Source organism: Candidatus Omnitrophota bacterium (assembly GCA_040755155.1).
Lineage (GTDB): Bacteria > Hinthialibacterota > Hinthialibacteria > Hinthialibacterales > Hinthialibacteraceae > JBFMBP01.
This window is the reverse complement of sequence record JBFMBP010000103.1, coordinates 1-12,370: the sequence shown is the minus strand read 5'-3', so window position 1 is coordinate 12,370 and position 12,370 is coordinate 1. Positions and strand designations below refer to the sequence as shown.

12 protein-coding genes are annotated in these 12,370 nt (G+C 49.9%); 4 read left to right on the top strand and 8 right to left on the bottom strand.

The window, feature by feature from the left end; genetic code table 11:
• Window positions 1–138: 138 nt before the first annotated feature.
• The 5 genes from AB1656_15745 to AB1656_15725 all read right to left on the bottom strand — a co-directional run bounded on the left by AB1656_15745 (window position 139) and on the right by AB1656_15725 (window position 4,744).
• Window positions 139–882 carry a class I SAM-dependent methyltransferase gene (locus tag AB1656_15745; GenBank protein ID MEW6236837.1) on the bottom strand — a complete coding sequence of 248 codons (744 nt, stop codon included), beginning with the start codon at window positions 880–882 and terminating at the stop codon, window positions 139–141.
• 292 nt (window positions 883–1,174) lie between these two features.
• A complete protein-coding gene (locus AB1656_15740; protein ID MEW6236836.1) occupies window positions 1,175–1,501 on the bottom strand; it encodes a phage integrase N-terminal SAM-like domain-containing protein in 327 nt (108 codons plus the stop codon).
• Window positions 1,502–1,923: 422 nt separating this feature from the next.
• Window positions 1,924–2,865 carry a DUF6599 family protein gene (locus tag AB1656_15735; GenBank protein ID MEW6236835.1) on the bottom strand — a complete coding sequence of 314 codons (942 nt, stop codon included), beginning with the start codon at window positions 2,863–2,865 and terminating at the stop codon, window positions 1,924–1,926.
• A complete protein-coding gene (locus tag AB1656_15730; GenBank protein ID MEW6236834.1) occupies window positions 2,865–4,019 on the bottom strand; it encodes an aldo/keto reductase in 1,155 nt (384 codons plus the stop codon). The genes AB1656_15735 and AB1656_15730 overlap by 1 nt, the downstream gene beginning before the upstream one ends.
• A 113-nt stretch (window positions 4,020–4,132) precedes the next feature.
• Window positions 4,133–4,744, bottom strand: coding sequence for an HAD family phosphatase (locus tag AB1656_15725; protein MEW6236833.1), 612 nt, complete (start codon window positions 4,742–4,744; stop codon window positions 4,133–4,135).
• Between the two features lie 159 nt (window positions 4,745–4,903).
• Between AB1656_15725 and AB1656_15720 the strand changes: the two genes are divergently transcribed.
• Window positions 4,904–5,269, top strand: a complete 366-nt coding sequence (locus tag AB1656_15720; protein ID MEW6236832.1) for a hypothetical protein — start codon at window positions 4,904–4,906, stop codon at window positions 5,267–5,269.
• Between the two features lie 234 nt (window positions 5,270–5,503).
• On the opposite strand, the gene AB1656_15715 is transcribed toward AB1656_15720, so the two are convergent.
• Together AB1656_15715 and AB1656_15710 are read right to left on the bottom strand one after the other, a co-directional pair.
• Window positions 5,504–6,712 carry a Gfo/Idh/MocA family oxidoreductase gene (locus AB1656_15715; protein ID MEW6236831.1) on the bottom strand — a complete coding sequence of 403 codons (1,209 nt, stop codon included), beginning with the start codon at window positions 6,710–6,712 and terminating at the stop codon, window positions 5,504–5,506.
• 271 nt (window positions 6,713–6,983) lie between these two features.
• Window positions 6,984–8,048: a hypothetical protein gene (locus AB1656_15710; protein MEW6236830.1), complete on the bottom strand. Its 1,065-nt coding sequence runs from the start codon at window positions 8,046–8,048 to the stop codon at window positions 6,984–6,986.
• A 277-nt stretch (window positions 8,049–8,325) separates the two neighbouring features.
• Between AB1656_15710 and AB1656_15705 the strand changes: the two genes are divergently transcribed.
• The 3 genes from AB1656_15705 to AB1656_15695 all read left to right on the top strand — a co-directional run bounded on the left by AB1656_15705 (window position 8,326) and on the right by AB1656_15695 (window position 12,079).
• Window positions 8,326–9,069, top strand: a complete 744-nt coding sequence (locus AB1656_15705) for a glycosyltransferase (protein MEW6236829.1) — start codon at window positions 8,326–8,328, stop codon at window positions 9,067–9,069.
• Window positions 9,070–9,384: 315 nt separating this feature from the next.
• Window positions 9,385–10,275, top strand: a complete 891-nt coding sequence (locus tag AB1656_15700) for a glycosyltransferase family 2 protein (protein ID MEW6236828.1) — start codon at window positions 9,385–9,387, stop codon at window positions 10,273–10,275.
• Window positions 10,276–10,618: 343 nt separating this feature from the next.
• Complete coding sequence (locus tag AB1656_15695) at window positions 10,619–12,079, top strand: radical SAM protein (GenBank protein MEW6236827.1); 1,461 nt, start codon at window positions 10,619–10,621, stop codon at window positions 12,077–12,079.
• Between the two features lie 42 nt (window positions 12,080–12,121).
• Here AB1656_15695 and AB1656_15690 read toward each other — a convergent pair whose 3' ends face one another.
• Complete coding sequence (locus AB1656_15690) at window positions 12,122–12,325, bottom strand: hypothetical protein (protein MEW6236826.1); 204 nt, start codon at window positions 12,323–12,325, stop codon at window positions 12,122–12,124.
• Window positions 12,326–12,370: the final 45 nt, after the last annotated feature.

Below are 12,370 nucleotides of genomic sequence, written 5' to 3'. Positions count from 1 at the left end.
TCCCCCATGCTTGGGGGAGGTTAGGAGGGGGTTGCTTTAAGTCTAACATAATCAACCCCCCTCTAACTCCCCCCAAGCTTGGGGGGAGAATTTAAAAGCGGATTTTATTAATTTTGCAAGAGCCTCTGGATGCTCTTATTATTTCTCCGGATTGTTAGCGGATGATTTTCTGAACTCAACCCATATGCCGTAATTCACGCCTTCGCTTCCCGACGGTTTTGGTCTGTGGATGATAAAATTCTCGATCCCCAACGTTTTCATAATCCCCCGCAACTCCGATTCCGTCTCGTTAAGGTCGTATTTCAAGCCCTTGCCGTTCTGGTTTTGCTTGTCCCGGACTTGTTTCGCTGTCTCCACGGGCAGATTCTCCGAAAATCCGCGTCCGATATACGCCGCGCATCCCGGCTTGAGAACGCGCAGGATTTCGGCGAATCCCGCCTGTTTATTTTCCCAAAAAGGAAACGATCCCCGCGAGATGGCGAAATCGGCGTAATCGTCCCGCAACGGCAGATGTTGAACGTCTGCGAACAAAGCGCTGACCCGCCCGCCCAATCCCGCTTTATCCGCCGCCGCGAAAAAGAATGGGAAATGATTGGGATTGATGTCCGCGTTGATCCAGTGCATTTTCGTCCGCTTAGCCAGTTCGATAATCAACGTTCCAGGACCGCCGCCCACATCGACGCCGATCCCCTCTTTTTCTATCAGATCGAACTTATCGACAAGCCATTCCGCCAACGGCTCATAGACCGGCGCCAGCGTGCTGGAGGCGGCTTTTCGCATTCTTTGCGCGCCGTCCGGCGAAGGCGCTTTAGCATCCTGCGCCCAGTAAAATACGGGAAAAAGCAAAAAGAAAACAAATGAAGCCATCCATAACGAGCGCATAATATATTTCCTTAAAGCACGTTAGATTTATATTGAGATGCAAGGGTGCGCCGCAGGAGGTCATCCTTCAAATATCACTCAAGGGCAGAAAAAAACCTGCCCTTGCCACCCGGCCTTGCTTTTGCCACCCGACCAAAAGGCTTCCTATCTTAAACCAAGAATAACCATTCGTCTACTATGAAAAATAGAGGTGTTACGCCACAGTGAAAATGTCAGGGTCTAACGCCACAGTGAAAATGTCATCCTCGTAAAAAATGGCCGATGGTAGGAGATCGAGAAAGTTGGTCTCCTGCTAAGGCGAACGAGGCGACAATAACCATGAACGAAGCCCAAAAACTCGACGCAATCTAAGAAATCCTGGGCAGCCGCCGTAGTTCAACGTGGTCTGATAGAGAAATTTCAGGGCGCTGTAAGGCACCTGAAACGTTCCAAGGGCGACTTTTTTATTGTCGCGAAGATCCAGAAAGTAAATCCGAACCAGCTCTTCTTCGATCCGTTCAGGCGAACAACCGAATTGCTGGGCAAAAGCCGAAACCATGCGAATATATTCTTTTTGAGTTCCTTGGCTGAGTCCGGCTAAATTCATGTCTTCGATCATCCGACGGCGTAAGGGAGTCATGATCTTCCTCCTGAGTCAATTGAATGGTTGGCAGGATTTGAGAATCCGCCTTCTCAGTAAGAATACATGACAACTCGAAAAATTTAACAAGGTAATTATTCAACTAGAAAATCCGGCCACGCAAAACTCTGCGGCGTAGCCGCTTCGTCCAACAGTAATAAGTGACAATTGACGAGTGATAAGTTAAATAAATTAAGCAAGTTACGAAATACATTCCGCTCACCTTTTGGGTGATTAGGATGTTATTACGCATCATTATTAAAAACAAGGATTAATAATCTCAAACAAATTGCCAACTGCCGTTTTTAGGATTATAAAGAGTCTTAAAAAGGTTAAATACGAGTAAAAACGGGCGCCGCTTGTTTCTCAAACGGCGCCCGCCATTTCCGCCGATTCGGCCATAGGCCGCCGCCGAAGCCTTCTCATTCTTTTTTCTGCAAAGAACGTATAGCCAGGCGGCATTGCTCCATCAGCTCCTTGCGTCCGCTTTCGGACAAATCGTCTTGCGGAGAGATGACGCCGATGACGCAATCGTTTTCCTGCGAGGCGGAGACTCCGCCCAGATAGGGGTCCTTCAACCAAACGCTTTTCACGCCTTCCTGCTCGTCCTCTTTAAGTCCAGCTTGCCCAGATATCGTCTTGACGAATTCGGCGTAGGCTCCCTTCGCTTGATCGGCATCGGGGCATAGAACTACGAATACCGTTGGAGTGACCGATTCCACAACATATTTGGCTTCGACTGCGCGGCGGAAGAATTTCCATCCCAAGTAATCCTTGGCGATGAATTTCTCCGAATTGGGAATGCGATTTTTCAAGGGAAGCCGTTTAAGAAAATCGGGATAAGCATCATCGCCGGGGATTTTTTTGACGATTTCCCGAACCGATCGTTCCAGCGCATCCGCCGTTATAGCGTTATCCTCGTCTCCCAGCATGGAAATGAAATACGGCCCTTTCCAGGCAATTAGGAGCGCGCCCGAACGATAGCCCTGCGTCCCATACAAAGCGAAGCGTTCCGTAGGATGGCGATGAGAGGAATAGACGCCGAAGCCGCCTTCCAAATCGCCCATGTCGAAGATTTCCACGGCGATGGAGTTTTCCGCATCTTGGGAATCGGCGTAACGGGCATAGGCCAGGCCGCGAAATCCGTACGACAGATACAAGGGCGCTTCGCCATCAACATGTTCATAGAGCGCATCGGGTTGGTAAAACTCCGGTTTATCCTCGAAATTCCATCCCGGCATAAAATCGGAGGCAGGAAGAATATCCATAACCTTGCTTTTCTCCGCCGAGGATGAAATATCCTGCGAATAGCCTGCAGGAACGAAAACGATCATGGAAAAAACAAGAAAAGCACAACTCCGCATCACGTCAGCATCTCCCTCGCTTCCAATAAACCCGTCCGAACGGGGCGGCCATAGGGGCAGCCCTGCTCGCAAAAGCCGCCGCAACCGGCGCAGGGATCGGCGGCTCGATCCGGCGGCAAGGCGGAATAAAGGCGCATGGCCTCTTTTTCCATTTTATAATATTTGAAATACATGGAATATCGCATGATCTCGGCGACAGCGACCTGGTTGGGGCAATAGGCTTCGCATGTGGAACAATTGCGGCAATAGGAGCGATCGACGGCCTGGGCGTAGAGCCTTAACGCTTCTTCATCGGAACGGCTCAGTTTTTTCATGACGGCCTCGCGGTATTCGTCGATTTGATCGAAATTGGTAAAGCCCATGCAGACGCTGGCGATTCGTTTATCGTTCAAAGCCCAGCGGATGGCGGCCTGCCGTACTTGAAGGCCCTTGTTTTCCAGTTCCTTTATTTCATTTTCCCGCTTGCCCGCGCGGACCTTGAAAGCGACGATTCCGATTCCTAATTTCTCGGCCTCGTCGAAAATTTTCATCTGCTTTTCATATTCCATGAAATTGAATTTGCATTGAAGAACATGAAATTTCTTCTTCTTCAAAACCGCTTGCAAAACATCGATGATATCGGCGTTATGATTCGACAGTCCCAAAAAACCAACCTTGCCCGTTTTCTTGGCCTCCTCAAAGGCTTCAAACTGGGCTTCATTGTCGAGAAGCGCGGCCTTATCGAGATTGTGGGTTTTGACGATATCTACATAATCTGTACTCAAGCGTTTGAGACTGGCGTCAAGCGAGGCGATCAGTTCCTGCTTGGTGGAATTGGGGCGGCAGCTCCAGCCGGTCATGATAACCATATCCTTGCGGCGTTTTTTGGCCACCTTGCCGATAGATTCTTCGGCAACGCCGTTCTGGTATTCGGCTGCAGTACAGATGAAATTGATGCCCTTATCCAGCGCCCGTTCCAGCAATCCCGAATTCGAGAAGCCATACGTGCCCAAACTGACGGCCGAGACTTTTAATTTCGTATCGCCCAGTTCCCTATAAATCATGTCCTTCGATTCGCTTTTCGCTTCTTCTTCCGCAAAAACCAAAGGCGTTCCCGTCGCGGCGCCCAAACCGGCGCCGATTTTAACGAATTGTCTACGGTTCATTTCATCCATTTTTCTATCTCCCGCTGGAGGCGGAAACGGACGCGTTCCGCCTGAGTTTTTAGTTTCCGCATCTTACCATACGCAAGGAAGGCGCGTCAAAAAAAAGCAACCGTTTTTCGGAGTTATTTCAACAAATTCCAGCGCCGCAACTCTTCTTCCAATTGTTCTGGATTTTTATACAGTATCGAGGGAATCCCGGCGGCCTCGGCGGCTTCGACGTTGGCGGGATAGTCGTCGATGAAGAGGCAAGAATCGGGAGAGAGGGAAAATTTCCGCAGGGTGAGAAGGTAGATTTCCTTCTCCGGCTTAACGCAACCCGCTTCGCTGGAAACGACCATGCCGTCGAATTCGTCGAAAAAAGAATAGCGGGAACGAATGGCCGGAAAATATTCCTTGATAAAGTTGGAGAGAAGATAAACGCCATAACCTTGGGATTTCAATAATTTCAACAAACGCACCGTTGGCTCGATAAGATCGAAAAAATCGATCCAGTGCTCGAATAGCGTTTCTATAACTTGGTTCATGCGGGGATTGCGGCTTATGAAAATTCGTTTCGCTTCTTCGATCGTCAACGTTCCTCGGTCCAATTCCACCCACTCCGGCCCGCGGACGATATGGCGATAACACCATTCGCGCTCGTCCTGGTCTTCGATCAATGCCTCCAGAAAAGCCTTGGGATTGTAAGTCACTAAGACTCCGCCCAAATCGAAAATAATGTTTTTTACGCCATTCATAGTAAGCCGCCTATTCCCTCCAATTCCAAAACGAGTAGAGTTCTTTGAAAAGAACTCGCATCTCTTATAGAAAAAATGAATTGTTAAAAGTGAATTATTTTATTGTTAAATATAAAATAAGTCCTATAATTGAAAAAACAAAAACCTACGGAGCGATCTATGTCCCAAAAACGCTTTCTACGAGATAAAGCGCTGGATGAAATGTTAACCGAAATCCAGGTCATTTCCGAACGCGTCGCCAGCAACGAATTCCCCACGCTTGTCTTCAGCAATTCCATGACTTCCCTATCGGAAATGTACGAGACCAACAAACTCGTCTTGATCCACTTGGAAGACGTAATCGAAAATATTCGTAGAAACGCTCCGCAAGACGAAGTGTTGGATAAAATCGTAGAAGCCGCCGCCCACGTGCAATTGGGTTTGGTAACCGTTCACAACGCTCTTAAGCAGGATATCAACGCTCTACTCGCTATTATTCAAAAATTGGAAAAAACGCTGGAAGACAAAAACATCGATTTATTATAGAAAAATAACGATAGGCGCCGAATTCGCAAGGAAAACGGCGCCTGTCCGGCTTTCTTCATAATTTTCTCAATACCATATAAGCCTCTTTCAAAATTCCTTTTTCCCTCCTCCAAGCTTGGGGGAGGTTAGGAGGGGGTTGCGTTAAGCCCAACAAAATCAACCCCCCTCTAACTCCCCCCAATCTTGGGGGGAGAATTTAAAAGCGGATTTTATTACTATTGCAAGAGCCTCATCTCACAAAAACCGCTCGTTCCGGGGATCCCATTCCACCCGTTTTCCGCTCCGATAGGAGATATTGGCGAGGTGGGCGCCGATGATGACTCGATGCCCCATCTCGGCGGGTGAATTGGGCTGTTTGCGGGAGCGGATGCAATCGAAGAAGTTCTGCATGTGCGCCGTTCCCTCGTCGCTGCTTTCGATGGAGTCGATGACGTTGTTGTCCGTATCGTAGATATTGAAAGTTCCGTCGCGTTCCTGGATTAGACTGCCCTTGGTTCCATAGAAAGCGGCGCCGTCGCCTTCGTAGCCGTTCATAAATTGAACGTCGAAGACGATGGCGAAGGTTTCGCAATCCAGAATGGCATGGACGTTGTCGGGAGTTTCCCAGCGGGGGTAATGATAATTGCCGCCGTTGCAGACGACGCGGGCGGGACCGGCGCAATCGGTGATCCACATGGCCACGTCGAGCATATGCGGGCCGATATCAGTCATGAGACCGCCAGCGTAATCCCAGAACCAACGCCAGGCGGAGCAGCGCTCGGCGTCGAAGGGAATTTGGGGAGCCTTTCCCAAGAAACGATCCCAATCGATGCGCTTGGGATCGAAGAGTTTTTTGTCGAGCGCTCGTCTTTGGTAAGGATCGTCGAGCCGATAGCGGCAATCCCATGTGCGCACCCATTTGATATCGCCGATCTTGCCCGACGCGACGATGTCATGGGCGATCGCCCAATGTTTGCCGCTGCGGCGATGGTTGCCCACCTGAACAATGCAGTCGGAAGCCTTCACGGCCTTCACCATATTCTGGCCTTCCTCGATAGTGCGGGATAGAGGCTTTTCGGCGTAAATGTCCTTCTTGGCGGCGATGGAGTCGATAAGCATGTCGTGATGCCAATGGTCGGGAGCGGCTATGATGACGCCGTCGATATCCTCCCGCGCCAGGAGTTCCTTGTAATCCCGATAGCGATCCGTTTTTTGCTCCAGTTTGGAATCGCAGAGGTCGAGCATGGCGTCATTCACGTCGGCAAGCGCCGCGATCTCCGCCCCCAACCGCTTGGCGGTGCGAAGACGGTCTTGTCCGCGGTCGCCTGCTCCAATGCCCCCAATGCGAAGACGCTCGTTGGCGCCCAACGCCCTAGGCGAAGCCAGACTGGTTATCGCCGCGACGCCTAGGCCGGTCTCGGCGGCTTTACGCATAAAATCTCTGCGGTTTTTTTTCGTATGCATGACGATTTCTCCTCGATTTCCTTATAGCCGGATTTACGACTGGATAAAAGCCGATCTCCACCCAAACCAGTATATAGCATTCTCCTCTACTATATTGTATATAAAACATATCATCAATTGCCGTACGGAGAGAAGAGAGGAGAAAATGGGATGTCAATTATATTCTCATATTACGCAACCATTACTATCATGCCACAGGAATAAGCGTCTTACAGCCCATCTGAAAAATCGTTTAGGAGAGGCGTAGAAGCTTCTTTCTCGGCGGGGGGAATCAAGCGTTTTTCTCGGCGGCCCCAACCTCAGCGGTTTGCGCTGCGGACGCCTCAGGTTCGGAGACTTTCTGAACCGCTCCGCCATAACCCGTATTCGATTTTTTGGCCCGCGCATCCCAGATGAAATACTTGCGGTTTTTAGTCATGACCTGTTCGATCGCTTTTACGGGATAGGATTTGCCTAGGTTGATAGCGGATGACCTCGGTTCCAGTTCCCATTTGGTTTTCCCTTTTCTCGTGCGGAGTATGACCATATCCATAGGAAGGGTTTCATAGGAAGCGGCTCGACCCATGATTTGGGCGATCTTTTTGATCTGGTCCAAAGCCAGGGGAATATCGTAACTATTGTCGAGTTTCATGCCTTTAATCGGTCCCATCACATAGATGGCGCAACGGTAATTCAAATCGACGCCATGATTTTTTTTCGCAATATCCCTGATCGATTTATCGGCGCCGTCAGGAACGATGCCGCCGAGCGCCGGAGCCAGGTGAACATGTTTTTCAAGATTGCGGATCGTTTTCTTCATTTGTTCGTCCGTCGGCTTTTTCTGCGGATCGAACGACCATATCTCCTCTTCTCGTTCGCCTCGATTCGGCAGGAGGGGGCTGGTATAGGAGGAAGGAATGAGGGAAATCGTCTTTCTTACGATAAAAAGCGCAAGAGAGAAAAGAACAATGGTGATGACAAAACCGACGCCAATGATGAGAAGAAAGCCGAGAAGAGGATGAGTATGCAGAAAGGGAGCGATTCGGGTTTGAAAATGAACCTGGAATTTATCCCATTGATTGTTTAGATAATCTTTGCTTTCTTGGATTTTTCTGCCCATCCAAGCCACAGCCGCATCATAAAATGACTCGGCGAGCCGGCCTCCGTCATGGAAATGAAGCGCGTAGTAGGGATTGAAGGATCGACTGATAGGTTGGCCGTCGAGGAAATTTTTTACGCCGGAACCGAAATAAAAACTGCCGATGAGGCCCAGAATGATTAGATTCCGGTAACCGATAAATTCCAGTACCAATTGAAATTCAGACTTTCGATTCCGAGCCGGCAACCGGGCATCCATAGGTTTATCCGCAATCCAATTCGAGGATAGTAACTATCTATCTCAACCACAGTCGTTCCATCTTTCAATGCAAACGCGAATTTTCATTCGCCGCATTTTATTTTAGCCTGAAACTGGACTAGGGAACAGCGGCTCTATCGCATTAATCGGTTTCTATAAATTATCGCTTAAGAGCAAAGGGACTAAAGCGGAAAATTATTCACTGTATAATTCGCTTCGTAATTACAACGCTTGCATTCTTATCGAAATCCAACAATAGGACGGGGAAAAAGAATTGATGGAACGATTCGGCTTGGTCGTCCCCGCTTACAACGAAGAAGAGACCATCCAAATCTGCTTGAACCACCTGCAATCGTTTCGTGCAGCGGGAGACCGGATTATCGTCGTTGACGCGGGATCCTCCGACGCGACGGGCGAAAAAGCGGAAAGGGACGGCGTAGAAATCGTACGCGCCGAAACCCCGGCGCGGGGATGGGCGGCCGCCGCTGGCGTAAACGAGCTTCTCAAAACGGGAGAGAGATTCGAAGCGATTTTGATTGTCCATGCGGATACGCTTCTTCCCCCTGACGCCCGGCAAAAACTCATGGAAGCTCTGCAAGCGAATCCATTCTGCGCCGGCGGATCGTTCGGCCATCGAATCGAAGGAAGTGGATGGAAATTCCGGCTGCTGGAATGGGGAAACCGGCTTCGGGCAAAGCATTGGCAAATCCCATATGGAGATCAGGCGCAATTTTTCCGCCCCGATAAATTGACGTCCGTTGGGGGATTTCCCAATCAAGAAGCGATGGAAGACATGGAATTGTCTCTGCGGATGCGGCGGACGGGCGGCGCGATCTACCTGGATTGTCCCGCCCTGATTCCCCGGCGCCATTGGAAGAAGGGCGTCGCGAGAACAACGTTGAGAAATTGGCGCAAAGCGCTGGCTTATATTTGGAAACGGAGCGTTGCAACTCTTCCTCATAAGATCGCCGGTGAGGAGATTGCCGCAAACGCCGGGAAGTCGAACCATCAGGCGAAGTAGATTAATTCCCGCCGCCATCCATTGCGCTTCTTGATCTCTCGCCCGACTAGGCCAAGAATGCCAAAGGACAAGAATCGCGGCGATGACAGGAAGAAATACGTTTGAATAACCCCGGCTCGGCAGGAGCCTCGCCCTCCCTTTTTGTTTGAACGCGAATCAAGGGAAGGCGAATCTTCCGATAGGGGAAGGCGAATCTCCTGATGAGCCAAATTCGTAGGGTGAGTTCTAAGCGCAGCGTAGCTCACCGACTCCTTCTGATGATGTTTCAGAAGAGAAGAGCAAAAGATTTGGAAATCCATAAAGGATGAATATCTCATGCCGGAAATAATCAGCAACGAGCGCTTTGTAGACGTCAGCATCGTGATTCCCTGCTATAACGAAGAAAAAGCGATCGGCAAAGTCATCGACGATGTTCGGGATGCGATGGCTCAAACAGAGTACGCCTACGAAATTCTCGTCGTCGACGATCTTTCCGCCGATGCCAGCGCCCGCATCGCCAAGGATAAGGGCGCACGAGTCATCGAGCGCAAGCGAAACGGCGGCTCCGGCGCCTCGCGCAAGACCGGCATCCGCGCCGCCGAGGGGGAAATCATCGTCATGCTGGACGCGGATGGAACCTACACCGCCGCCGACATCCCCAAAATGCTAAAAATGTTTCCCGATTGGGACCAGGTCAACGGAGCGAGGACTTCGGAAGAGGGTACGATGAAGGCGTTGCGCGTCCCGGCGAAATGGTTCATCCGCCAACTCGCCGTCTATCTCTCCGGCGTCGCCATCCCCGATTTAAATACGGGGCTAAAAGCATTCAAAAAATCGGTAATGATGAAATACTTATGGGTTATGCCGGAAGGTTTTTCCTGCGTTACTACGATGACGCTCGCATTTCTCTGCAACGGCTTCGCCGTAACCTGGATCCCTACGCAATATCACAAACGCATCGGCCAATCGAAATTCCATCCCATCAAGGACACGAGCAAATATCTGGCCACGGTCGTGCGTATGGTGATGTATTTCAATCCCTTGCGCGTGTTCATGCCGCTAAGCCTATTGCTGTTTCTGCTGGGTGCGGGAAGAGGAGCATTCGACGCCGTCATGAAATTCAAAATCGAAGAAGGCGATATCCTATTGATTTTAGGAGGAATCCTGATCGGCGTTATGGGTCTCTTAGCCGATTTGATCGTATCGCAGGGGAAGCGGGAGGAATGAACCGGCAAATAAACGTTTAGTAATATCAAATTTCCTACCGATGGTAATCAATAAGAAACGATTCCTTTCTGTTCCAATCGTTCCACTATTTCTTCCTCCTTTTCTCTTGCTAAATTCAAAAAAATCGCCATAATCAGGACATAGGTAATTCAAATCCAACAAAAATCTGGGGGGATTCGTCCAATTTGCATGTAACGATTTTTCCATACTGCAAGGAAAAAAAAGAAAATCCCCGTGACAATAAATAAATTTTATATATTATATTATTTATTAATTAGGTGGACATATCTGTAATCCGGCAATACTCTTGGGAGGATGCCCTAAATAAGGAGAAGAGGAACCGATGAAAGTATTGACGCTCATTCCTCCAAGCAAGCATAGCAAAAACGTAGCGCGCGATTTGGTCTATGGGTGCTGGTGTAAAGGGAAGCGAATCGCGGGCATCCAGTTTCCGCCCGTATCGCAGTTGCTGGTAACCACCGTATTGCGGGAAAGCGGGCATGACGCCCATCTGCTCGACGGCGCCGGATTGCGATATTCGATCAATGAAATCAAAACGATCGTAGATAAAGAACAATACGACGTTTGCACCATGCTCACTTCCACGATGACGATTCAGGAAGACGCGGAAATCCTCTTCGATCTGAAGCAAGCGAATCCGAAAATGACCTCCATCGTCATGGGATCGCAGCCGACGTTTATGCCCCAGGCGACGCTGGCGCGGCGGGGCATCGATTTTATCGTGATGAAAGAACAGGAACATACGCTGAAAAACCTGCTGGCGGCGCTGGAAGCAGGAGGAGAAGCGTTTAAAAACGTAAGAGGAATCGGTTATAAGAACGCCGATGGCCAAGCCGTCATCAATCCTCCCGCCGAAATGATTAAAAACCTCGACGAACTTCCTATCGCCAATCGCACGCTTCTGCCGCAGAACATCGATTATTTCAATCCCATCGTCAAAAGAATGCCCTTTACGACGATGTTTACGACGCGGGGATGCACGGCGAAATGCACCTACTGCACGTCTCCCGGCTTCTACGGCGAGAAAGTGCGATTCCGCAGCGCCGAAAAAGTGCTGGAAGAGATGGAATATTGCCAGAACCTGGGCTACAAGGAGATTTTTTTTCGCGACGAACTCTTTACCGCCTCCAAAAAACGAGTGTTGGAGATTTGCAGCGGGATTAAAGATCGGGGCATCGATCTTACGTGGATTTGCAGTTCGCGAGTGAACAATATCGACGCGGAAATGCTCAAAATCATGAAGGATGCGGGCTGTCACCTGATCCGCTTCGGCGTGGAATCGGGCGTGCAGGAAATTTTAGATAACGTACGCAAGGACATTACAGTGGAAGAGACGCGGCAGGCTTTCAAGTTATGCCACGAGTTCAAAATCGATACGCACGCCCATTGCATGATCGGCAGCCCGGGCGAAACCAAAGAGACGATCAACCAATCCATCCAGTTCGTTAAAGAGATCGATCCCACTATCATTACCTTCGGAATCACGACGCCCTATCCTGGAACCCATCTCTTCGACGAAGTAAAAGAGGTTTACCCAGAAATCGGCGACGGCAGCCAGATGGATATCAGCCGTCTGCACAGCGACTCCTTTTTCAACCAATTTTTCACCGACCTGACCAATGAAGACCTGACCCGCGATATCCGCCGCGTCTACCGCGAGTTTTATTTCCGGCCCCGGTATATTTGGGGGTGGCTTAAACGAATCGACAGTTGGGCGGAATTGAAAAGAGTAACGCTGGCGGGCGCCAACGTCGTCGATTTCTCATTGAGTTGGAGCGAATAATCCTAAAAACAGTGAGCAGTGGCCAGTAGTCGTAGGGTGGGCTCAAAGCGAAGCGTAGCCCACCATAGTATAGCCCGCCATAATGATTAATCCCCCGACTTCTGGGTAAAGATCAGCAATCTTGGGAGAGGAATAAAAAAAACACTCTCCTTGCAGGTTGGCATGGGTGGCAAGGGGAAAGCGCCGATGAAAACTGGCGTAAGGAAGCGGATGAAAGTTCCGTACAGTGAAGGTGTAGCGAACCACGCTGGCCCCGAGTCATGCGCCGATGGCCGCGAGGCCATAGGCGAA